The organism is Frigoribacterium sp. AP1 (assembly GCF_056680555.1).
On sequence record NZ_CM155288.1, the window covers coordinates 873549 to 895984 of the forward strand.

17 protein-coding genes are annotated in these 22436 nt (G+C 72.7%); 4 read left to right on the top strand and 13 right to left on the bottom strand.

The window, feature by feature from the left end:
* Positions 1-13: 13 nt before the first annotated feature.
* The 4 genes from AC1MBW_RS04220 to AC1MBW_RS04235 form a co-directional block, all read right to left on the bottom strand.
* Positions 14-796, bottom strand: coding sequence for an NADPH-dependent F420 reductase (locus AC1MBW_RS04220; protein ID WP_480025567.1), 783 nt, complete (start codon positions 794-796; stop codon positions 14-16).
* 74 nt (positions 797-870) lie between these two features.
* Positions 871-2874, bottom strand: a complete 2004-nt coding sequence (locus AC1MBW_RS04225) for a chaplin family protein (RefSeq protein ID WP_480025568.1) — start codon at positions 2872-2874, stop codon at positions 871-873.
* 98 nt (positions 2875-2972) lie between these two features.
* The gene (locus tag AC1MBW_RS04230; protein ID WP_480025569.1) at positions 2973-4001 is read right to left on the bottom strand and encodes a hypothetical protein; all 1029 of its coding nucleotides are present in this window, start codon (positions 3999-4001) and stop codon (positions 2973-2975) included.
* Positions 4002-4185: 184 nt separating this feature from the next.
* Positions 4186-4869, bottom strand: a complete 684-nt coding sequence (locus tag AC1MBW_RS04235) for a TetR/AcrR family transcriptional regulator (protein WP_480025570.1) — start codon at positions 4867-4869, stop codon at positions 4186-4188.
* A gap of 378 nt (positions 4870-5247) precedes the next feature.
* Here AC1MBW_RS04235 and AC1MBW_RS04240 point away from each other — a divergent pair, with 378 nt between their 5' ends.
* Positions 5248-6540, top strand: coding sequence for an ice-binding family protein (locus AC1MBW_RS04240; RefSeq protein ID WP_054147379.1), 1293 nt, complete (start codon positions 5248-5250; stop codon positions 6538-6540).
* Positions 6541-6638: 98 nt separating this feature from the next.
* Positions 6639-7151, top strand: a complete 513-nt coding sequence (locus tag AC1MBW_RS04245) for a MarR family winged helix-turn-helix transcriptional regulator (protein WP_054147380.1) — start codon at positions 6639-6641, stop codon at positions 7149-7151.
* Positions 7152-7175: 24 nt separating this feature from the next.
* On the opposite strand, the gene AC1MBW_RS04250 is transcribed toward AC1MBW_RS04245, so the two are convergent.
* From AC1MBW_RS04250 to AC1MBW_RS04265, 4 genes are all read right to left on the bottom strand, one after another.
* Entirely contained in the window at positions 7176-8594 is a 1419-nt protein-coding gene (locus tag AC1MBW_RS04250) for a LamG-like jellyroll fold domain-containing protein (protein ID WP_480025571.1), read from the bottom strand.
* A 35-nt stretch (positions 8595-8629) separates the two neighbouring features.
* The gene (locus AC1MBW_RS04255; protein ID WP_054147382.1) at positions 8630-9235 is read right to left on the bottom strand and encodes a M73 family metallopeptidase; all 606 of its coding nucleotides are present in this window, start codon (positions 9233-9235) and stop codon (positions 8630-8632) included.
* A 183-nt stretch (positions 9236-9418) separates the two neighbouring features.
* Positions 9419-11095 carry an ABC1 kinase family protein gene (locus AC1MBW_RS04260; protein ID WP_480025572.1) on the bottom strand — a complete coding sequence of 559 codons (1677 nt, stop codon included), beginning with the start codon at positions 11093-11095 and terminating at the stop codon, positions 9419-9421.
* 41 nt (positions 11096-11136) lie between these two features.
* The gene (locus AC1MBW_RS04265) at positions 11137-11679 is read right to left on the bottom strand and encodes a PadR family transcriptional regulator (RefSeq protein ID WP_054147384.1); all 543 of its coding nucleotides are present in this window, start codon (positions 11677-11679) and stop codon (positions 11137-11139) included.
* A 386-nt stretch (positions 11680-12065) separates the two neighbouring features.
* Between AC1MBW_RS04265 and AC1MBW_RS04270 the strand changes: the two genes are divergently transcribed.
* A complete protein-coding gene (locus AC1MBW_RS04270; protein ID WP_480025573.1) occupies positions 12066-14357 on the top strand; it encodes an Ig-like domain repeat protein in 2292 nt (763 codons plus the stop codon).
* A gap of 182 nt (positions 14358-14539) precedes the next feature.
* On the opposite strand, the gene AC1MBW_RS04275 is transcribed toward AC1MBW_RS04270, so the two are convergent.
* The 5 genes from AC1MBW_RS04275 to AC1MBW_RS04295 form a co-directional block, all read right to left on the bottom strand.
* Positions 14540-15325, bottom strand: coding sequence for an SDR family oxidoreductase (locus tag AC1MBW_RS04275; protein ID WP_480025574.1), 786 nt, complete (start codon positions 15323-15325; stop codon positions 14540-14542).
* A 295-nt stretch (positions 15326-15620) separates the two neighbouring features.
* Positions 15621-17993, bottom strand: coding sequence for a beta-xylosidase/alpha-l-arabinosidase (locus AC1MBW_RS04280; RefSeq protein ID WP_480026071.1), 2373 nt, complete (start codon positions 17991-17993; stop codon positions 15621-15623).
* A 41-nt stretch (positions 17994-18034) separates the two neighbouring features.
* Positions 18035-18940, bottom strand: a complete 906-nt coding sequence (locus AC1MBW_RS04285; RefSeq protein WP_054147387.1) for a carbohydrate ABC transporter permease — start codon at positions 18938-18940, stop codon at positions 18035-18037.
* Positions 18937-19971, bottom strand: a complete 1035-nt coding sequence (locus AC1MBW_RS04290; RefSeq protein WP_480025575.1) for a carbohydrate ABC transporter permease — start codon at positions 19969-19971, stop codon at positions 18937-18939. Before AC1MBW_RS04290 ends, AC1MBW_RS04285 begins: the two co-directional genes overlap by 4 nt.
* Before the next feature lie 10 nt (positions 19972-19981).
* On the bottom strand, positions 19982-21268 hold the full coding sequence (locus AC1MBW_RS04295; RefSeq protein ID WP_480025576.1) for an ABC transporter substrate-binding protein: 1287 nt from the start codon (positions 21266-21268) through the stop codon (positions 19982-19984).
* A gap of 147 nt (positions 21269-21415) precedes the next feature.
* Between AC1MBW_RS04295 and AC1MBW_RS04300 the strand changes: the two genes are divergently transcribed.
* Entirely contained in the window at positions 21416-22423 is a 1008-nt protein-coding gene (locus tag AC1MBW_RS04300) for a LacI family DNA-binding transcriptional regulator (protein WP_480026072.1), read from the top strand.
* Positions 22424-22436: the final 13 nt, after the last annotated feature.

The window sequence follows — 22436 nt, forward strand, 5'->3', positions numbered from 1 at the left end:
CGCATCGACTTCGTTACCCCGCCGTGACCTCGACCGTCTCGGCGGACCCGTCGGCGGGGTTCGCCATGCCTCGTGCCCGAGCCACCGCGAGCCCGCGTTGCGAGGTCCAGAAGTCGCGGACCGTCTCGCGGAGTTCGGTCGCGCCGACGTCCGCACCGAAGGCCAGCGATCCCGGCTCGAGCGCGATGCCGTCGGCCAGGGTGGGCAGGGCGACGGGGTCGAAGCCGATGGCGTCCACGAGGTCGGCGACGACGTCGAGCGCCTCGCGGTCGTCGGACGCCAGGGCGATCGCACTCCGCCCGGGGTCTCCCGCCGGCAGCGCCCCCTCGTCGAGGTCGTGGTACCCCATGTGGTTGAAGCCCTTGACGACGCGTGACTCGGGGAGGTGCTGCTGCACGAGTTCGCTCGTCGAGGTGCGGACGTCCGAGAGGTCGTCACGCAGACCGTCGGTCTCCCACCAGTAGTTCATGGCGTCGACGACGACCTTGCCCGCCAGGGCGTCCACCGGCACCGAGTCGAGTTTGCCGAGAGGCAGGGCCAGGACGACGATGTCGGCCTCCCTCGCCGCGTCGGCCGACCAGGCCGCCCGGGCTCCGGGGGCGATCACGTCGACGATCAGGCGGATGCGTGCGGGGTCACCCGATCCGGCGAGCAGGACGGGGTGGCCGGCGGCGTGGACGAGGCGGGCGAGGACGGTGCCGACCTTGCCCGCGCCGAGGATGCCGATGGTGGGTGCGGACGTCATGTGTCGTGCAACCCGCGAGGGCGCCCGTCGATTCCGGACGCGGCGGTGCACCGCAGGCCCCTGAACCAGGTCTGCGGTGCACCGTCGGTGTGGAGTCGCTCAGAAGCGAGCGACGGGGGTGACCGTCAGGCGCGATCCGTCCGGCGGCGGGCCGCCACGAGCAGGCCGAGCCCCGCGAGCAGAACCAGCAGGCCACCCGCGAGCGGGGCCGTCGTGTCGCCGCCGGTGAAGGCGAGCGACGAGTCGGCGGCGAGGACCGAGGAGGCGCTGGTCCCCGAGGCGAGGACGCTGCGGTCGCCCGAGGCGGCGGTCACGAGCACGGTGCCGGTGGCGCCGGTGGTGCCGCCGATGCCCGCGGTGCCCTCGGTGTCCGGCGTGGTGGCGCCGTCGTCATCCGGGGTGGTGGGCGTCGTCGGGTCGACCGGATCGGTCGGCTCGAACGGCTCGGCCGGGTCGACGGGGATCGCCGGGTCGGTCGGGTCGGTCGGCGTGGTCGGGTCGGTCGGCGTGGTGCCGGTCGTCCCGTCCGTGACGTCGCTGTCGCCGATCACCGAGACGGCGTTGCCCGACAGGTCGATCGGCAGCGTGATCGAGGGGACGATCTGGGTGCCGCCGAGGATGCCGTCGTCACCACTCGTGGTGCCACCGGTCGAGCCGGTGCCGGTGCCGGCGTCGGTGGTGCCGGTGCCGGTCGTGGTGCCGGTGCTGGCCGAGTCGCCGACCACCGAGATCGCGTTGCCGCCCACGGTCACGGGCAGCCCCGCCGACGGCACGATCTGGGTGCCGCCGAGGATGCCGTCGTCACCACTCGTGGTGCCACCGGTCGAACCGGTGCCGGAGCCGGTGGTGCCGGAGCCGGTCGTGGTTCCCGTGCTGGCCGAGTCGCCGACCACCGAGATCGCGTTGCCGCCCACGGTCACGGGCAGCCCCACCGACGGCACGACCTGCGTGCCGCCGAGGATGCCGTCGTCACCACTCGTGGTGCCACCGGTCGAACCGGTGCCGGAGCCGGTGGTGCCGGAGCCGGTCGTGGTGCCGGTGCTGGCCGAGTCGCCGACCACCGAGATCGCGTTGCCGCCCACGGTCACGGGCAGCCCCACCGACGGCACGACCTGCGTGCCGCCGAGGATGCCGTCGTCACCGCTGGTGGCGCCGGTCGAGCCGGTGCCGGTGCCGGCGCCGGTGGTGCCGGTGCCGGTCGTGGTGCCGGTGCTGGCCGAGTCGCCGACCACCGAGAGCGCGTTGCCGCCCACGGTCACGGGCAGCCCCGCCGACGGCACGATCTGGGTGCCGCCGAGGATGCCGTCGTCACCACTCGTGGTGCCACCGGTCGAGCCGGTGCCGGTGCCGGCGTCGGTGGTGCCGGTGCCGGTCGTGGTGCCGGAGCTGGCCGAGTCGCCGACCACCGAGATCGCGTTGCCGCCCACGGTCACGGGCAGCCCCACCGACGGCACGACCTGCGTGCCGCCGAGGATGCCGTCGTCACCACTCGTGGTGCCGGTGGCCGAGCCGGCGGGAACGGCGTCAGCCGCGCCTCCTGCGGGGGCCTCGGTCGAGGTGCCCGTGCTGGCCGAGTCGCCCAGCACCGAGATGGCGTTGCCGCCGACCGCGACCGGCAGGGTCACGTCGACCAGGCCCTGGGTGCCCGAGCCGATCGAGTCGTCGCCCGACGTGGTGGACGGTGCGGGCGCCGCGGGAGCGACCGGTGCTGCCGGGGCCGGGGCCGCGACGGGAGCCGCGGTGGCCGAGTCGCCCAGCACCGAGACGGCGTTGCCACCGACGCTGACGGGCACGTCGACCGAGACGATGCCCTGGGTGCCCGAGAGCACTCCCGAGTCACCGCTCGTCGTCGTGACCGGCGCGGCAGGTGCGGCAGGTGCCGCAGCCGGCTCGGCGGGGGCAGCAGCCGGGGCGACAGGAGCCGCGGCCGTGCTGCTCGAGTCGCCGAGGACGCTGACGGCGGTGCCGAGGGCCGAGACCGGGGCCTCGACGACGGCGCCGACCTGGGTGCTCGAGAGCAGCCCGTCGTCACCGGTGGTGGTCGCCGCGTTCGCGGCGGTCGTTCCGAGGGCCCAGATGCCCCCGACGAAGAGCGCTCCCATGAGCCCTCTCGAGACGTACTTGTTCATGGTCTTCTCCAAGAGATGAGGTGTGTGGTGCCGCGTGGTCGCGGCGGGGTCGCTGATGTCGCCGGCAGCGGGAACGCTGCAGGGCGACGCGACCGGCCTCAGTCGGGGGAAGAGTCGGTGTCGTACGCAGGCGTCGACGGGAGGTCGTCGTCGCCGTCCGCGGACCCCGCCGAGACGGCGAGTCCGGGAAGCTGGGAGGCGCGGGTCGCGTCGAGCGCGACGGCACCGCCGGCCGCTCCCCCGCCCGAGGCCTGACCGTTCGCGCCACCGCCGGTGCTCGACGGCAGGGCGGGCGTGCCGTGGTCGTCACCGGCGGGACGCGGCGTGGGGCCGGGGATGGGCGCGAGGGGCACGGTGGTCGCGTCGGTGGCCGAGGCCGGACCGGCGGCGATCTGCGCCCGCAGGCTGGTGACCGCGTCGGTCGCGTCGGTCGCCTCGGTCGCCGCGTCGGCGACGGAGGCAGCCGTGACGACGTCGGCTCCGAGGCCGTCGACGTCTGCGGCCGCACCGCCGAGCGCGTCGCTCGCGGGAAGCGTGAGGCCGGGCCGGGGCGTGACGCCCTCGGGCACGACCGGCGGGGCGATCGGCGCGGCAGGGGCCGCCGCCGAGTCGCCGACGGCGGCGAGGCCACCGTCGACGACGCCGGTCACCGGGTCGGTCACGGTCGAGACGGGTGCCGGGCCGGTGACGGCGGACACCACGGGGACGGCCGCGACGACCTGGTCGACGGTCTGCGCGACGGGAGCCACGACGGACGAGACGGGCGCGACGGCCGTGACGTGCTGGACGGTCTGCGGCACCACGGGGGCGGCGGTCTGGACGACGTGCTGCACCGGCGGGGCGACGGCCGTTGCCTGGACGGCGACGTCCGTGACCTGCGACACCGCGCCTCCTGCGGTCTGACCGACGGCGGCCACGGGGGCGTCGAGCGAGCCCGCGACCTGGCCGACGGCCGAGGTGACACCGCCGAGGAGCGACGAAGGGGCTTCGTCGGCCGAGGCCGACGTCGACGAGAAGACGAGTCCGAGACCGACCATGCCGATCGCGGCGAGACCGGAGAAGCCGAGGAGGCGCACGAGACGGAGCGGGGAGGGTCGCCTCGTCGTCGTCTCGGCCGTCTGATCCACGGCGCACCTTCTTCGGTCGCGTCTCACGTCGGGGTGGTTGGTCCCCGACACCGGGGCGTTCGCCCCTCATCACGCTGGTAGGACGCGATGTGTCGTCGTTTCTACGCCGACCGACCGGGGTTGTCCATGAGGACGCCTCAGATGTACCCCGTTCACCCGGATTTCCTTCAGGCGAGGGCAGGCGTCACACCAGCTCGAGGTCCCAGGCCGGCGGCATGTAGGCGGAGCCCCACCCGGCGCGCAGACGGGTGACGGCGCGGTCGAACGACTCGAGCACGTCCATCTCGCGGCGGACCATCGACTGGAGCTGCAGCCCCTCGTACAAGGCGACGAGTTGCTCGGCGCCCCGGGCCGGTTGCATCGTCTCGGGCTCGCGCCCGAGTTCGACGTCCTGTGCGAGGGAGGAGTGGATCAGCCGGTAGAACTGCAACCACTGCTCGTACAGGGGCCTCGCGAGCGGGTGGCCGGGAGTGGCCGCGACGTTGACCGTGGCACTCAGCAGGCGCATGAGCGCGGGCTCGGCAGCGTTGGCCTTGACGATGGCCCGCAGCAAGGCGATGGTGCCGTGGGTCCGGGCGAGGGGCAGAAGGGGACGGGTGCGGCGGCCGACCCAGAGGTCGACCGTGGCGAGCACGAGCCCGTTCCAGTGGGTGAACTCGTCGGTCACGACCTTCACGGGCAGGCCGGCGGCCTGGGCGACCAGCGCGAACGACGCCTCGTGGAAGGCGTGCTCGGTGAAGACGCGCATGGCCGCCTCGACGATGGCGATGCGCCGCTCGACGGCGACGGAGGGCGCTCCGAACGGGATGGCCGGGGCGGTGGTGGCTGCCGGGGCGTCCGCCGGCTCGGGGTGGGTCTGGTGGATCACGGATCGACGTTACGGACCGTGACGGGCACCGGTCGACGCCCAGTCCGGGGCACATCGGCACCGCTGCGCCGGCCGCGTCACCGAGGCGACGCGACCGACGGGGCCGGAAGGGGCGCGTACCCGAACGCCGCCGCCCTCCTCGCCGCACGACACCCGATGGGTCGTGGCCGGTCCTCACCCGAAGAGGGCCGGTGTGGCGTGTCCAATTAGTACGCCAGGCGTGCCCCGATCCGCACGACGCCGGGCAGATTGTCAGGGACTGCTTTAAAGATTGTGTTATCAGGTTGTTCCGCGTATACATCAGGTAACGGGGAACGCTCGCACGTACCGACGCGTGTGTCCAGGTGCCTCCTCTTCTTTCCAGTCAGGTGGCGCTCCATGCCCCGATCGACGTCCACCTCCCTCCTCGCCCGCTCGGGGCTCGTCCTCGGCGTCGCCGCAGCGCTCACGGTGGCCTCGGCCCTGCCCGCCAGTGCCGCGACCGTGATCGACGGCCCCGTCGACCTCGGCTCGGCCTCGACCTACGGTGTGCTCGCCGGGTCGACCGTCACGAACACCGGGACCACCGTCGTGAACGGCGACGTCGGCCTCAGCCCGGGCACCTCGGTCGTCGGCTTCGACGCCGGCGGCCCCGGCGTGATCGTCGGCGGCGTGCAGCACGTGAACGACGAACCCGCCCAGCTCGCCCAGCAGGACCTCACCACCGCCTACGACGTCGCGGCGAGCCTCACCCCGCAAGAGAGCAACGTCATCGACCTCGCCGGCCGGTCACTGACCCCGGGCGTCTACTCCGGAGGCGCGGTGCAGGTCACCGACAACGGCGCCCTCGCGTTCGCCGGCAGCGCCGAGTCGGTGTGGGTCATCCAGGCCGCCAGCACGCTGACCATCGGCTCGAACACCACCATGACCTTCTCGGGCGGCGCGAGCGCCTGCAACGTCTTCTGGCAGGTCGGCAGCTCGGCCACCCTCGGCACTGCCGCGGACTTCCGCGGGACCGTCCTCGCCCAGGAATCCATCACCGCCACCACGGGTGCCACCGTCATCGGACGCCTCCTCGCCCGCACCGGCGCCGTGACCCTCGACACGAACACGATCACCGTCCCCGCGGCCTGCCCCACGACCGGCACCCCGTCCGAGACCGTCGCACCCACCATCACCTCGGGCAACCCGACGACCGCGACCGAAGGCACCCCGTACTCGTTCACCGTCACCGCGACCGGCACCCCGGCACCGGAGTTCACCGTCACCACCGGCACCCTGCCCGCCGGCCTCACGTTGAACGGCACCACGGGCGAGATCTCGGGCACCCCGACCACGCCGGGTGACACCACCGTCACCATCACGGCCGACAACGGCACCACACCCCCCGACACCGCGGACTACACGATCACGGTCACCCCGGCCGACGTCGTCACCCCGACCCCGGGTGAGGGCGGCACCCCTCCCGGCACCGTGACTCCCCCCGGCACGACCACCCCGCCCGGCACGACCATCCCGCCGACCCCGGTGGTCCCCGTGTCCGACCGGAACGGCAACGGCCCCCGCGGTGACCTGGCCTACACGGGTTCGGACGCCACGCTGCCCGCGATCGGTGCCGGCCTGGCCCTGCTGCTCGGCGCCACGCTCGTCGTCACCACGGCGATCCGTCGCCGTCGCCTGAACCGTTCCTGACCGACATCCCCAGGGGCCCCGTCGATGTGCTTCGATGGGTCCCCTGCGGATGTTCTCTGTCACCGGACGGATGCTCGCGGACCACATGAGAGGTCCTGATGAGCCAACCCCCGCCGATCCCCGTCGACTACGTCCACGATCCCGACTCCAACTCGGGCCGTGTCGTCGACGCGATCTACGCCCTGCAAGATGCCGAGGCCCTCTTCCGGGCCCGACTGCGGTCCAAGTTGGGCATCGGGGCCAGTGAGCTGACGACCGTGCAGTTCCTCGCCCGGCTCGAGACCCGCCACATGTCGGCCCGGCCGATGGACGTCGCGGCTCATCTCGGCATGACCAGCGGGGCCGCGTCGATCATCGTCGCCCGCCTCGTGACCCGCGGCTACGTCGTCCGGCGGACGAACCCCCGGGACGGTCGAGGGCAGCACCTGCAGCTGACCGAGGCCGTGCACAACGCGGTCGCCCGGGCGGCCGGAGGGGGCCGACTCGGCGCCCTCGAGGGCGTCCTCGGCCTGTCCGACCGGGAGTCGCGACGCGTCGTCTCCCTGCTCTCGGGCGTGACCGACGGGTACACCGACGGCGCCTCCACCGACCGACCCGCGCCTCCTGCCTGAGACAGCTCGACCCGGTCGGGGGTCTCACCGACCGGCTGCGTACCTCGCGCTCACCTCGGCCGCCGTCGAGGCCACGTCCAGGACCGTCGTGTCGTCGAGGTCACCGCGGTAGTACTTGCTCGTCGGGGACGACGGCCACGAGATGCTCACCGCGTCGTATCCGATCCGCCAGTACCCCCGGGCGTTCTCGGCGGCCGCCTGGGTCGACGAGCCGACCAGCGTGCCGTCGACGTAGAGAGCCATGCCCGACGGGCTCAAGGTCGCCGTCGCCAGGTGCCACGCACCGTCGTTGTACGCCGCCGGGCTCTGCACGCTGAAGTACCCGGCGCTGTAGACGCCGAAGATCAGCGTGCCCCGGTCGGTCAGGTAGAGATGGCGGTCGTACTGACCCGACGATCCCGCCTGGCTGTTCCCGAAGCCGATCAGCTTGCCGCCCGTCGTCGTGGTCGTGCGGAACCAGGTCTCGACGGTGAAGATCTGCGGCCCGTCGATGTTCTGCCCCGTCGTGACCTGCCCGCTGACGCCGTCGAGCCGCAGGAAGGGGCCGTCACCGGGGGCGCACGTGCCGCCGGCGATCGTGGCCCCGGAGGTGAGGGTCCCCGACCGCCCGTTGCCGCTGCTGTCGCGCGCGGTCGTGCCGACGCCGTCGTTGAACTGGTAGGCGAACCGCGCCTGCGCCGCCACCGGACGGTCGAGGCAGGTGAACCGGGACGTGGCGAGGGTGCTCGACGTCGACGTCGTGGCCGAGAACGCGGCGTGGCTCGAGCCGACGACGAGGAACAGCACGGCCACCCCGGCGACCACGGTGAGCACGACGCCCGAGACGCGGGCCGCGCGGGACCGACCCGTCGGGGGCGTCGGTGCGCGGTGGCGGGAGAGGGCGAGCGGATCGACGACGCCCTCGCCCGCCGGTTCGAGCCGTGTCGCCGCGAGCAGCAGCAGCACGGCGAGCGACACCACGAGGACGCCCGCGACGCGATCACCGCCGTGCCAGAGCATCGGAGCCCCGACGGACGGCACGAGCAGGACGCCGACGCCGTGCACCGCGTCGGCCGACACGAGGCCGGAGTCGACCGCGGCGTTGGCGTCGCCCTTCAGCCGGAGCGAGCCGTCGTCGGTCGTGTCGACCAGTCGGTGCAACCGCAGCTCTCCGGCCCGGTCCGGGTCGTCGACGAGCAGCACCTGCCCCGCGTCGAGGTCGGCGGTGTCGACGGGCATCGCCACCACGACGTCCCCGGGGGTGATCGCGGGCGCCATCGACCCCGAGACGACGGTCGTGGGCGACCAGCCCCAGAGGGCCGGGACGGCCGCCCAGAGCAGGAGGCACACGGCCGTCGTCAGGACGACCCGCGCGATCGTCGCCAGGCACAGGGCACCCCAGAACGACAGGTCGGAGCGGACCTGCGGGGTGATGTCGGCGGCGGGGGTCGCGACGGTCGTCATGAGGGCGTGTTCCGGTTCGGGCGTCGACTCCCGCGCTAGCGGGTCTGGGCCTCCCAGGTGAAGGCGATCGCCGCACGTGAGTCCTGACCGGTGTTCGGGGTCGCCTGCCCGAGCGTGTACGAGAACTCGAACGAGCGGGACTCGGTCGCCGTCCCGGCCGGTGACCACGTGGGGGCGCCGTTCGCGTAGCCGGTCCGCTGGCTCGCGAAGTCGGCCAGCGTGCCCGAGAAGACCTGGGCACCCTGGCTCGCCGGGGTGAAGCCGTCACACGAAGCGTTCGAGGCACCCGACCCCTGTCGGATCGTCAGGTCGAGGTACGACGACAACGAGTTGGTCGTGGTCGCCGCGGTGCCGTAGAGCCGGACGGCCGAGGGCAGGCTGCCCGTCGACGTGACCGTGATGCACCTCGTCCCGGAGTCGCCGGGCATCAGGTTCGAGGCCGAGAACAGGGCGACGTCGGAGTCGTCGTCCGTGAGCTGCACGGAGCCGGTCGACCAGTTGCTCGTGGGGTTCGAGGTGGTGGCCGAGAAGGCCGAGTACGACGCCGTCGAGATGATGGCGCCGGAGGCGATGACGGCGACGGGCACGGCGGCCCAGCGGGCACGGCGCGTCCAGCGGGCGCGGCTGATCGATCGGGACATGTCGGGGAGTCCTTCGGGTGGGGGTCGCCGAGGCCCCCGTGGTGCCTGTCGGGAGGGGGCTCGGTCGTCTCGGCACGGTGCCGATGGGGCGACGGTACCGACGGATCGTCATCTCGGTAAGGGGCGTCGTGTCCCCAGTGAGGGGGATCGCCACGTACCCCGCCGGATCGTCCCGACCCTGGCTCAGCGGCCGCGACCCGCGAGGAGCGCGTGCAGCAGCGGGACCGCCGAGGTGACCATCAGCACCGTGCCGACCACGTCGTCCCCGCTGCGCAGGACCGCACCCGCGACGAGCAGGCCTGCGAAGAGCACGGCCGAGACCACGCGCCGGGCGGTCCGCTCGATGCGAGTCAGCTGGCGCTCGATCCGGGGACTGCCCACCTCGAGCGTGCCGTCCTCGAGGCGCGTGACGAGGTGGTCGAGTCGGCCGGGCAGGCGCACGGCCACCGTCGCGGCGTCGAGGGTGCGGCGCGTGACGTCCTGCACCGCGTTGCCCCGTTCGTCGCGGATCAGCTGGGCCGCGTACGGCTCGACCGAGTCCCACAGGTTGAAGGCGGGGTCGAGGGCGCTGGCCACACCCGAGGTCAGCGTCATCGCCCGCAGGACGAGCAGGAAGTCCTCGGGCAGCTGGAACGGCAACGAGCGGATGAGGTCGCCGAACTGACCGGCGAACTCGCGGTACTCGCGCGGGTCGACCTGACGCAGCTCGGCGAACCCCATGCCGCCGAACCGGGCGAAGGTGGCGGTCACGGCCCGCTCCAGTCCGAGCGTGTCGGCGCTCGGCAGCAGGACGCCGAGGTCGCGCATGGCGTCGACCATGCCGGAGCCGTCGCGGGAGGCCGCCGCGATCAGCAGCTTGCGCAAGCCCGTCCGGGTGCCCGTCGGCACCTCGCCCATCATGCCGAAGTCGATGAAGGTGAGCTTCCACGGTCGCTGTCCGTCGACCGCGTCGGGCACGGGGGTCACGAAGATGTTGCCGGGATGCGGGTCGGCGTGGAAGAACCCGTGGGTGAAGAGCTGGTCGAACATCACCTCGGCGAAGACGGGCGCGACCTCGGCCGGGTCGATGCCGGCCGCGGCGAGCGCGTCGACGTCCGTGATCTTGATCGCCGAGACGTCGTCCAGCACGAGGACGCGACGCGTGGTGCGCTCCCACACGACGTCGGGCACGCTCACGCGGTCGTCGTCGGCGAAGTCGGCGGCGAACCGGGCCGAGTTGGCGGCTTCGTTGAGGTAGTCGATCTCCTCGAGGCTGGTGCGCGCGAACTCCTCGACGAGGGCGGGGGCGTCGACCCGGTCCGACACCAGTCGGACGTGGCTGAGCCAGCCGCCGACGCGACGGAGTGCCGCCAGGTCGACGTCGACCACGGCGTCGATGCCGGGCCGCTGCACCTTGAGCACGACGGCGGTGAGGCCCGTGTCGGCGGCGTCGGCGGGCCCGAGCGTCGCGCGGTGCGCCTGGCCGAGCGACGCGGCGGCGATGGGAGACTCGGCCACCGTCGCGAAGACCTGCCCGAGGGGTCGGCGGAGCTCGGCCTCGGCCAGGGCGCGGATGCCCGCGAAAGGGACGGGTGTGACCTCGTCCTGCAGCCCCTCGAGTTCTTTCGTGATCTCGGGCGGCAGCACGTCGAGGCGTGACGACAGGTACTGGCCGACCTTGATCATCAGGCCGCCGAGGTCGAGCGCGAGCACGTGGAATCCCCGGGCGAAGCGCCGCATGCGGCGGGCCCGGGTCCGCTCGGCCAGACGCCGCAGACCGAAGCGGGGCAGGACGAGTTCGAACCACCAGGTGACGGCGAGATGCCGCGAGGCGAACCGCAGGATGCGGCGGTAGCGCGCGCGACCGGCCCGGTCACGCACCGGAGGACTGGACGCGGAGGGGTCGGTCGACGCCACCCTCGTCAGTCTCGGGCGAGGATCGAGTAGATGCGACGACGGGCCTCGTCGAGCACCGCCACCGCCTCGTCGACCTGCTCGGGCGAGCCCGTCCGGCCGACCTGCGCCGTGGCGCGGGCCAGCTCGACGCCGGCCTTCGGCAGGGCGCGGAAGCGGTCGCCGGTGGCAGAGCGCTCGGGCTCCCACGGTGCCGACGGGTCGACCCCGGCGGCGGCGCGGCCGGCGTCGGTCAGCGAATAGACCTTGCGACCGTCGGTCTCCTCCGCGGCGACGAGCCCCTCGTCGGAGAGCAGCTGCAGGGTCGGGTAGACGGACCCGGCGCTGGGCTTCCAGTCGCCGCCGCTGCGCTCGTCGATCTCGCGGATGATCTGGTAGCCGTGCATCGGGCGTTCGGCCAGCAGCGCGAGGATCGCGGCACGCACCTCGCCCCGCGGGGCGCGGGTGCCCTCGCGGCGGTCGAATGTCGAGCGGAGCTGCTCCATGGCCTGCCACATGCCGTCGAGGCCGGTGCCGAATCCGAAGGTGCCGGGTGCTGACGTGCTGCTCATGGTGTTCTCCTTCTCGAGGGTGGAACGGGGTCGAACGATACCCGGACGATATACCCGAACCCCCGGTTCGTCAGGGCTGACGCCCAGGCAGGAGGCGCGGCCACGGAAGTCCCGAACGGTCCTGTTCTGGGGGTGCCCGCCCACTCGTACGGGGGGTCCGCGCCGGCGGACGGGGGTGGTTGAGTTCCATTCGTGGGTATGAACCCCCACCGACGGCTCGCTGCCGTCACCTCTCCGGCGTTCCCCGACGTCCGCCGGCGAGCCCTGCTGCCTCGGCGTTCCCCGACGTCCGCCGAGGCGGCAGGACCTCCGGCGTTCCCCGACGTCCGCCGGAGCAGCACATCCTCGGTGACGACTCGCGCCTCCGAGACCTCTTGGAGTCCTGCATGCCCTCGTTCCCGACCGGCCGTCTCGCGGCCACCGCCGCCGCCGCGGCCCTCGTGCTCACCGCCCTGGTGTCCGCACCGGCCCAAGCCGCCCCCTCGTCCGTCTCGGCCGGCACGGTCCCGGTCACGACGGCCGCGGCCTCGACCTCCGCGTCGACGTCCGCCGCCTCGACGGTCACCGCGGGCGTCGCGGCCGACCTGTCCCGCGACATGGTGAAGGTGCCCGCCGCGCCCCTCCTCAAGGCACAGACCGACGACGCCGTGTCGCCGGCGGCCGGGGTGACGAACCACCCGGTCTACGTCAGCATCGCCACGGTGACCGCGGCCACCTCGGACGACTCCGCCACGCCGCCCGACGACGCCTCGGTCCGCACCGCCGTCACGCAGCTGCACGACTACTGGTGGGAGGAGTCGGGCCACACCGTGAACGTGACGCTCGCCGGCATCGAGACCCGTCCGCTCGACCAGGCCTCGTGCGTCCCCGCCACCGTCCTCAACACGGTCCACACCTCGGCCTTCGGGGGTCGGTTCGCGAAGTACGCCTGGGCCGGGACCAACGAGCACCTGATCGTCCTCAGCCGCGAGACCTGCGGCACGACGGCGACGGCCTTCGGCACGGTCGGCGGCGACGGCGGCGAGGTCTTCAGCTCGTACGGCGCGGGCACCGCGCTCGGCGTGCCGGTCCTGCTCCACGAGTTCGGCCACAACCTCGGCTTCGGCCACGCCGGCGCCGGAATGTGCCGCAGCACGACCTCGTTCGACGGGGCCGCCAGCGACTACCGCTACGCCACGTCGACCGACACCCCCGCCGCCTGCCCCGTGCTCGAGTACGGCGACTTCCTCGACATCATGGGCTACTCGGTCTCGTCGGCCCGACCCCACCTGTCGTCCGTGCAGCGCGTCCGCGCCGGCTTCCTGACCGACGTCACCACGCTCAGCGGGGCCGGCACCACCCGGCAGATCACCGTCACCTCGCTCGACGGCACCGCCAAGGGCCGCGCCCTCAAGGTCGTCGATCCGCTCAGCGGGCAGGACTACTACGTCGAGTACCGCACCGCCACCGGTACGGACGCGACCAGCGCCGAGTTCGGCGGCCGGGCGGCGTCCTGCGCGCTCGTCGCGTCGGGCTTCACCCGGTGCGCTCTCACCAGCGACAAGGCGACCGGCAGCGTCCGCGTGCTCCGACCGCTCACCCTCTCGGGCAGCACGGTGTCGACCGTCGCCCTGGCCGTCGGTCTCGACGCGAAGCGCGACCCCAGCCGTCGCGACACCCACCTCGACGCGGGCGAGTCGTTCACGAGTGCGAACGCCGGCTTCACCGTGTCGGTCCGCTCCATGACCCCGTCGGGAGGCGCGGTGCTCGACGTCACGCTCGCCGGGGCCGCCAAGAAGGCTCCCGCCACGACGACCACGAGCGCGCTGACGGTCGACCGGACCCGCCAGACCTACGGCTCCACCACGCGCATCACGGCCACCACGCAGGTCACCACGGCCGACGGGTCCGCCCCGGTCGGCACGGTCACGCTGCGGGACGGCACCACCGTCGTCGGCTCCGTACGGGTCGGGGCCGGCGGACGCGCCGCGGTGACCCTGCCGGGGACGACGGCCGCGGGTGCCCACTCGCTGCGCGCCTCCTTCGTCCCCGACTCGGCCGCCCAGGCCGCGTCGGACTCGACGGTCGTCCCGGTCACGGTCGACAAAGCGGCGACGACGGCCTCGCTGACACTGAACCGCAGCACCCAGGCCTACGGCTCGACCCCCGTGACGGTGACGGTCGCCGTCACCGGCGTCGGCGGGGTCGTGCCGACCGGCACGGTCTCGGTGTCGCTCGACGGCACCCGCGTGGCACAGGTCGCCGTCTCGGGCGGCAAGGCGAGCTACGCGCTGCCCTCGACGACGACCGTGGGAACCCACCGCCTCGTCGCGACCTTCACGCCGGCCGACGCCTCGCTGACGTCGTCGACGAGCGGCACGGCCAGCATGACCGTCACGAAGGCGACGTCGACCAGCGCCCTCGTGCCCGGGTCGACCGCCGTCAAGAAGAACACCGCCTCGAGCGTCACCGTCACGGTCTCGGCCGCGGGCGTCCCGAACCCGACCGGCACCGTCACCGTGACCGCCGGCGGCAAGGTCGTCGGCACGGCGACGTTGTCGGCCACGGGTTCGGGGCGGGTGACCGTCGCGGTCGCGAAGTTCGCGCAGGCGGGCACCTACTCGCTGTCGGCCTCGTACGCCGGGGCGAGCACGGTCTCGACCAGCGTCTCGAAGCCGGTGCAGGTCACCGTCCGCTGACGCGGGCCGCACCCCGCGCCGACCCTCCCGCACGGCCGGCTCGACCTGCCGTTCCGCGACGAACCCCGTTCCGTGCCATGAACCACGAAGAAGGTGGGTTCATCGCACGGAACGGGGTTCGAGAGCAGGAGAGGCACGAGGCGGCGCCCCGAGGAGGCGCGGGCCGGCCGGCCGGGTACGGATCAGTACTTCGCGGACTGCCCGCCGTCGATCGGCACGACCGCCGCATTGACGTAGGTGGCGTCGTCCGACAGCAGGAACGCCACGACCGAGGCGATCTCGTCGGCCTTGCCGTAGCGCTTGGTCGGGTTGATCTGGATGAACTGCTCGGCGGCCTTCTCGGGGTTCTCGGCGTCGATCTGTCGCATGGAGGCCTCGACCATGGGCGTCCAGATGGCGCCGGGGGCGATCGCGTTGACGCGGATGCCGAACTCGCCGTACTCGACGGCCGAGTTCCGGGTCAGGCCGACGACGCCGTGCTTGGCCGCGGCGTAGCCCGACTGGTTCCCGACCCCGCGGATGCCGCCGACGCTCGCGGTGTTGACCACCGCACCGCCGTCGCCCTGCGAGCGCATGACGCCGAGCACCTTCTCGAGACCGAGGAACACCCCGCGCAGGTTGATCGAGACGACCTTGTCGAACTCGTCGGCACCGAAGCGCTCGGTGAGGTTCTGCTTGCCTTCGATGCCCGCGTTGTTGAAGAACGCGTCGATGCGGCCGAAGCGGTCGACCGTCGCCGACACGTAGCGGGCGACGTCGCCCTCGCTCGACACGTCGGCGACGACGGTCAGCACCTCGGCCGCGGGGACGGCCTCGAGCACGGCGGCCTGGGAGTCGGCGAGGCCCTTCTCGGACACGTCGACGAGGGCGAGCTTCGCCCCCTCGCTCGCGACGCGGACGGCGGTCGCCCGGCCGAGGCCGGACCCTCCGCCGGTGATGAGGACGACCTTGTCGGTGAAACGCTCCATGGGACGGGCTCCGGTTCTCTCGTTCGGTGGGCCCGACGCGGCGCCGGGCCAGTGGCCGCGCAGCGGTGCGCGACCGCCGTAAGGCTACACATGTCGCCTTACTGCCCCCTGACCGCGGGGGCCGCCCCGCGCCTCCTGCCCGTCTCGTTCCCCTCGCTCCTCCATCCGCCACGGCTCCCGCCTCACCGCGACGAACCCCGTTCCGTGCGATGAACCACGAAGGTTCGTGGTTCATCGCACGGAACGGGGTTCACGGGCAGAGGAGGCGCGGGTCGGCCACCCGAGGAGGCGCGGGTCAGCTCCCGACGGACGTCTCGATCTCGACGCCGACGATGCGCTCGTCGGCGATCGTCACCGGGTACGTGTCGCCCGTCAGGCGCACGGCCGCCTCGGTCTCGCGCTCGGCGCACGAGCCGCCGACCCAGAGCTCGACGTCACCGGGCTCGACGACCCGTCGGTGCTGCCGGTCGGTCAGCGCCAGACGGGCGGTGGGGACGCGGAAGACGACCCGCGCCTCCTGACCGGGGTCGAGCGCGACGCGCGCGTAGCCGAGCAGCTGCGCGACGGGCCGGGTGACCGAGCCCACGACGTCGTGCGCGTAGAGCTGCACGAGGTCGGTCCCGGGACGGTCGCCCGTGTTGGCGACCGTCACCGACGCGACGAACGAGCCGCCCGCCGGCACCTCGGCCGAGTCGACGAGCAGGTCGGAGCGTCGCCACGAGGTGTACGACAGCCCGTGCCCGAACGGCAGCACGGGCGTGCTGTCGGCGCTCGTCACCTCGGACGGTCCGCCGAGGATCGGGTGCAGGTACGAGAACGGCTGCGCCCCGGCCGACCGCGGCAGCGACACGGGCAGGTGCCCGGAGGGCTCGACGCTGCCGGTCAGGACGCCGGCGACGGCGGCCCCGCCCTCCTCCCCCGGGAAGAAGGCCTGGACGACGGCGGCCGGTGCCCCCGCACCCGACACCGCCCAGCCGATGGCGTACGGCCGCCCCGAGAGCACGACCATGACGGTCGGCGTGCCCGTGGCGACGACGGCCTCGACGAGCTCGCGCTGCACCCCGGGCAGCTCGAGGCTCTCGACGTCGTTGCCCTCACCGACGGTGCCCCGCCCGAAGAGGCCGGCCCGGTCGCCGACGACCACGACGGCCACCTCGGCGCCGCGGGCGGCGTCGACCGCAGCGGCGATCCGTGTCCGGTCGTCGCCCTCGACGTCGCAGCCGGCCTCGACCACGACGTCGGCCATGGACAGCTCGGTGCGCAGGGACTCGGCGACGGTCGGCAACTCGATGCCGAGCGGCACGCCGGGGTGGTGCGCCAGCACGTGGTTGACGAACGAGTAGCAGCCCATCAGGGCTTCGGCACTGTCACCGTTCGGGCCGACCACCGCGACCGAGGCCGGGCCGGCACCTGCAGCGGCAGCGGCACCGGCCGCACCGACGACGCCCGGCACCAGCGGCAGCACCCCGTCGTTGGTCAGCACGACGACCGATTCGTCGGCGAGGCGGCGGGCGACCGCCCGGTGCTCGGCCGAGTCGAGGTCGATCGAGGTCGGCGGCGGCGTCTCGAACGTCTCGTCGAGCAGCCCGAGCTCCTCCTTCTCGGCGAGCACGCGCAGGACGGCCCGGTCGACCAGCGCCTCGTCGACCTCCCCGGCCCGCACGCGCTCGGCGAGCGGCTCGAGGTAGGCGTCGCCGGTGGGCAGCTCGACGTCGATGCCGGCCTCGAGGGCCAGCGCCGCGGCCTCGCCCCGGTCGGCCGCCACCGCGTGCATCACCTGCAGGAACGCCACCGAGAAGTAGTCCGACACGACGACCCCGTCGAACCCCCACCGCCGACGCAGCACGTCGGTCAGGTACGACGGCGTCCCGGCGACCGGCACCCCGTCGATCTCGGCGTACGAGTTCATCACCGAGCGCACCCCGCCGTCGAGCACGGCCATCTCGAACGGCGGCAGCAGCACGTCCTCGACGAACCGCGGCCCGACCTGCGCCGGCGCGTGGTTGCGCCCCGCCGCCGAGGTCGAGTAGCCCACGAAGTGCTTGAGCGTCGCGTGAACGCCGGCCGCCTGCAGTCCCTTCACGTAGGCGGTGCCGATCGTGCCGACGACGTAGGGGTCCTCGGCGATGCACTCGTCGACCCGGCCCCACCGGGTGTCGCGGATGACGTCGAGCACGGGGGCGAGACCCTGGTGCACGCCGAGGTCGCGCATCGATCCGCCGATCAGCCGGGCCATGCGCTCGACCAGTTCGGGGTCGAACGACGCACCCCAGGCGAGCGGCGTCGGGAACGTCGCGGCCTGCCAGGCGGCGAGTCCGGTCAGGCACTCCTCGTGCACCAGCGCGGGGATGCCCAGCCGGGTCTCGTCGCGCAGACGGCGCTGCTCGCGCCACAACCAGGAGGCGCGCTCGACCGGGTCCACCGGCCTGGTCCCGTAGACCCTCGTCAGGTGCCCGAGCCCGTGGCGGGTCGCCTCGACGTAGTCGCCCGACGTCGCCATCTCGCCCTGCATCGGGGCGACGTTCTCGGCTCCCTGGTCGACCCACCAGCCGACCAGCTGGCCGAGCTTCTCGTCGAGGGTCATCTCGGCGAGCAGCGACGCCACCCGGTCGGAGGCGCGGGGTTCGCCGACCGTGAGGGCCTGCGGTCGGTGGGCGGTGTCGGTCATCTCGGCTCGCGCCTCCTGGTCTGTGACGGTGTCGGTGGCGGTCATCCCTTGACCGCCCCGGTGAGCCCGCCGACGATGCGGCGTTCGAAGAGGCTGAAGAAGATCAGCGCGGGCAGCATCGACAACGCCGTGAAGGCGAGCACCCGGGCCGTGTCGACCGAGTACTGCGACGAGAACGCCTGGACGCCGAGCGGCAGGGTGAACGTCGACGGGTCGTTGAGGATGAACAGCGGCAGCAGGTACGAGTTCCAGGCGCCGATGAACGCGAGGATGCCCACGGTGATCACGCCCGGCAGCGACAGCCGCACCACCATGCGGAAGAAGAACCCGAGGCGGCTGCAGCCGTCGATGAACGCGGCCTCCTCGATCTCGTCGGGGATCGCGCGGAGGAACGGCACGAGGATGATGATCGTCGTCGGCAGGGCGAAGGCGATCTGCGGCAGGATGACGCCGGCCAGCGAGTTCGTCAGCCCGAGGTCGCGGATGACGAGGTACAACGGGGTGATCGCGACGGTCATCGGGAACATCAGCCCGGCCGCGAACAGCGCGTAGAGCACCCCGCGACCGGCGAAGCGGTACCGGGCCAGCACGTAGCTGGCGGCCAGGCCGAGCGCGACCGTGCCGATCGTGGTCGCCCCGGCCGAGATCAGCGAGTTGCCGACCTGTCGCCAGAACGTGCCGCCGGTCAGGACGTCGAGGTAGTTGCCGACCTGCCACGGGCTGGGGAACCCGGACGGGTCGGTCGTGATCTGCGCGTTGGTGCGGAAGCCGCCGATCACGATGAACGCGACGGGCGCGAGCATCGCCACGATGACGACCGCCGCGACCACGTACGCGACGCCGCGTCCGGGATCGGCGATGCCGCGCCTCCTGCGCTTCGGCGGTCGGTCACCGGTGGCGGCAGGCCCGCGGCCCCGAGGAGGCGCGGTGAGGGTCGAGGCGGTCATCGTTCTTCTCCTGCGGTGGTCGCCGAGGTCGTGACGGCCCCGGCCGTGTCGCGTCGCAGCACGAAGCGCTGGTAGACGAGGGCGACGACGAGCGAGATGAGGAACAGCACGACCGCGACGGCGTTGCCGTAGCCGTAGCTGCCCGAGGTGCGACCGTTCGCGACCATGTAGGTCGCCATGGTCGAGGTGCCGGCGGTCGCCGCGATGTACTGACCCCAGATGATGTAGACGAGGTCGAACAGCTGCAGCGAGCCGATGATCGACAGGAACGCCCAGATGCGCAGGGTCGGGCCGAGCAGCGGCAGCGTGATGCGGCGCTGGATCTGCCACCAGCTCGCGCCGTCGATCGCCGCGGCCTCGCTGAGCTCTTCGGGCACGCCCTGCAGTCCGGCGAGGAAGAGGATGACGGCGAAGCCGACGTACTTCCAGGTGATGATCACCAGCAGCGTCCAGATGGCGATGCTGGGGTCGGCGAGCCAGTCGGTCGCGAGCGAACCGAGGCCGACCTTGGTGAGCAGGTCGTTGACGGCGCCGCTGCCCTGGAGCATGAGGCTCCAGCCCGTGCCCACGACGACCTCGCTGATGACGTACGGAACGAAGATCAGCACGCGGATCAGCGACTGACCGCGCAGCTTGCGGTTGAGCAGCAACGCGAGGCCGATGGCGACCGGGCCCTGCAGCACGAGCGAGAGCACGACGATCGTGGCGTTGTGCCGCAACGCGTCGAGGAAGGTCGGGTCCAGGAAGATCGTGACGTAGTTGCGGAACCCGACGAAGTCGGTCGGCGGGCCGAAGCCGGACCAGCTGAAGAAGCCGTAGTAGGCGGCCATCACGATCGGGAACACCACGAAGGCCAGGAACACCACGAGGGCGGGGCCGACGAGCAGGGCGATCTCGAGGCCGCGGGCGCCACGCCCCTTCCGGGACACGGCCCGGGAGGCCGCCGGGGGCGAGGCGAGTGCCTCGCCCCCGGCGGTGGCGTGAGGCCGCGAGGGTGCGGCGGGCCGCACGGAGGGTTCGCGGAGACTCACGATCCGACCTCTACGCCTTCTTGGCGGCGGCGTCGACGGCGTCGACGAACTGCTGCGGCGTGCCGTCGCCCGAGAGCAGGTCGACCACGGCGACGTTCATCGCGTTGCCGACGTTCAGGCCGTAGACGGTGTCGAGCCACTGCGAGACGAACGGGGCGTCGTTGTAGGCGCTGAGCACGTCCTGCAGGTAGGGCTCGGTGACGGCTTCCTGGGCGACCGTGTTGACGGGAGGCGCGTTGAAGGCCTTGTAGTACGCCGTCTGCACGTCGGGGGTCGCCAGGTAGTTCAGGAAGTCGACGCACGAGTCGGGCGCACCGGCCGAGCAGGAGTACCCGTCGACCCCGCCCATGATGGCGCCGGTCTCGCCGTCACCGCCGTCGACGGCGGGGAAGGGGAACCAGCCGAGGTCGGCCAGCGGTTGCTGGTCGGGCGTGAGCGAGGCGATGACGCCGGGGTTCCAGGCACCCATGAGCTCCATGCCCGCCTGGTGGTTGGCGATCAGGCCGGCCGAGCTGCCGGCGCCCTGCTGGGCGGCCGTCGTGAGGAACCCGTCGTTGAAGGGCTCGGTGTCGCGGAAGTCGGCGAGGTCCTCGGCGGCCTTGACCCAGCAGTCGTCGCTGAAGTCGCGGTCGGTCGCGGCCTGCTCGAGCACGTCCGAGCTGCACGAGCGCAGCGCGAAGAAGAAGTACCAGTGCGCGGCGGGCCAGGCGTCCTTGCCGCCGAGCGCCACGGGCGAGACGCCCGAGCCCTTCAGGGCGGTGACGGCCTGGTCGAGCTCGTCCATCGTCGTCGGGGCCTCGGTGATGCCGGCCGCGTCGAAGAGGTCCTGGCTGTACCAGAAGCCACCGGGCAGGACGGCGACGGGCATCGAGTAGACCTTGCCGTCGACCGAACCCGATCCGAAGGTGCCCTCGCTGATGTCGGCCTTCGCGTCGTCCGAGATGACGTCGGTGAGGTCCTTGACCTGTCCGGCCGAGACCATCGCCTGCAGCTTGCCGCCACCGCGCTGGAGGAACACGTCGGGAGCGTCGCCCGAGTTGAGGGCCGTCTGCAGCTTGCTGTCGAAGTCCTCGTTCTGCACGGTCTGGACGTCGATCTTCACGTCCGGGTTGGCCTTCTCGAAGTCGGCCGCGGTCGCCGTCCAGAAGTCCTGGCCGGGGCCGGTCGTCGAGTTCTGCCAGAGGGTGAGCGTGCCGTCGTCCGACCCGCCCCCGCCCCCGGTGCTGCAGCCGGTCAGCAGTCCCGCTCCGATCAGCAGGGCCGCAGACCCGGCCAGGAGCCGTCGAGATGTGGTCATGGTTCCACCTTTTCCTCTTCGTTGAGCGGCCGTGGTCGGCCGAGCGTGCCGTGCTCCGATGCGCGGCATGGCCTCAGTGTCAAAAATGTCCGGGACGGTGTCAAACGTTTTCGAAAACCATTTCCGTCGGGCTAGGCTGCCGACGTGATGACGGCACGGGTGACGATCCACGACGTGGCACGGGCGGCCGGGGTGTCGGTCGCGACGGTGTCGAAGGCGGTCAACGGCCGTTACGGCGTCTCGGCCCGGGCGATCGAGCGCGTGATGGCGGCGGTCGACGAGCTCGGCTACGAGTCGAGCTTGGTGGCCAGCAGCATGCGGGCCCGCCGCACCGGGGTGATCGGCGTGCTGGTCGCCGACTTCGAGCCGTTCAGCTCGGAGGTCCTCAAGGGCGTCGGGGCGGCCGTGCGGTCGCGGGGCGCCGAGTACGACCTGCTGGCCTACAGCGGGGCGCACCGCGGCGAGAACACCGGCTGGGAGCGTCGCTCGCTCAGTCGGCTGAGCGGCACGCTGATCGACGGGGCGATCCTCGTCACGCCGTCCGTGCTGACGACGGCCGCGAGCATCCCCGTGGTGGCCGTCGACCCGCACACCGGGCGTACCGACCTGCCGTCGGTCGAGGCCGACAGCCGCGGCGGCGCGTTGCTCGCCGTCGAGCACCTGCTCGGCCTGGGTCACCGGCGCATCGGCTTCCTGGCCGGGCGCCCCGACCTGCGGTCGGCGTCGTTGCGCGAGGCGGGCTACGTGCAGGCGCTGCGGGCGGCCGGCATCACGCGGGACCCGGGCCTGACCCGCAACGGCGACTTCGAGTTGACGGCTTCGCGCCAGGCGGCCCGCTCGCTGCTGACCAGTGCCGACCGGCCGACCGCCGTCTTCGCCGCGAACGACCTCTCGGCCATCGCCCTGCTGCGCACCGCCCTCGACCTCGGCCTGCGCGTGCCCGACGACCTCAGCATCGTCGGGTTCGACGACATCCCCGAGGCGTCACGCGAGTCGCCGCCGTTGACGACCGTGCAGCAGCCCATGCAGCGGCTCGGCAGCGCGGCGGCGGGCATGCTCTTCACGATGCTCGAGGGCGGCGAACCGGCCGCGCCCGAGGTGCAGCTGCCGACCCGGCTCGTGGTGCGCGGGACGACGGGGCCGCCGCGGCGGTGAGGCTCGGGGTTCC

What these genes read in the sequence shown, in the direction of transcription:
- AC1MBW_RS04225 (WP_480025568.1), bottom strand. Translation starts at nt 2,874, where the DNA reads ATGAACAAGTACGTCTCGAGAGGGCTCATGGGAGCGCTCTTCGTCGGG.
- AC1MBW_RS04240 (WP_054147379.1), top strand. Translation starts at nt 5,248, where the DNA reads ATGCCCCGATCGACGTCCACCTCCCTCCTCGCCCGCTCGGGGCTCGTC.
- AC1MBW_RS04245 (WP_054147380.1), top strand. Translation starts at nt 6,639, where the DNA reads ATGAGCCAACCCCCGCCGATCCCCGTCGACTACGTCCACGATCCCGAC.
- AC1MBW_RS04250 (WP_480025571.1), bottom strand. Translation starts at nt 8,594, where the DNA reads ATGACGACCGTCGCGACCCCCGCCGCCGACATCACCCCGCAGGTCCGC.
- AC1MBW_RS04255 (WP_054147382.1), bottom strand. Translation starts at nt 9,235, where the DNA reads ATGTCCCGATCGATCAGCCGCGCCCGCTGGACGCGCCGTGCCCGCTGG.
- AC1MBW_RS04265 (WP_054147384.1), bottom strand. Translation starts at nt 11,679, where the DNA reads ATGAGCAGCACGTCAGCACCCGGCACCTTCGGATTCGGCACCGGCCTC.
- AC1MBW_RS04270 (WP_480025573.1), top strand. Translation starts at nt 12,066, where the DNA reads ATGCCCTCGTTCCCGACCGGCCGTCTCGCGGCCACCGCCGCCGCCGCG.
- AC1MBW_RS04275 (WP_480025574.1), bottom strand. Translation starts at nt 15,325, where the DNA reads ATGGAGCGTTTCACCGACAAGGTCGTCCTCATCACCGGCGGAGGGTCC.
- AC1MBW_RS04280 (WP_480026071.1), bottom strand. Translation starts at nt 17,993, where the DNA reads ATGACCGACACCGCCCACCGACCGCAGGCCCTCACGGTCGGCGAACCC.
- AC1MBW_RS04285 (WP_054147387.1), bottom strand. Translation starts at nt 18,940, where the DNA reads ATGACCGCCTCGACCCTCACCGCGCCTCCTCGGGGCCGCGGGCCTGCC.
- AC1MBW_RS04295 (WP_480025576.1), bottom strand. Translation starts at nt 21,268, where the DNA reads ATGACCACATCTCGACGGCTCCTGGCCGGGTCTGCGGCCCTGCTGATC.
- AC1MBW_RS04300 (WP_480026072.1), top strand. Translation starts at nt 21,416, where the DNA reads ATGACGGCACGGGTGACGATCCACGACGTGGCACGGGCGGCCGGGGTG.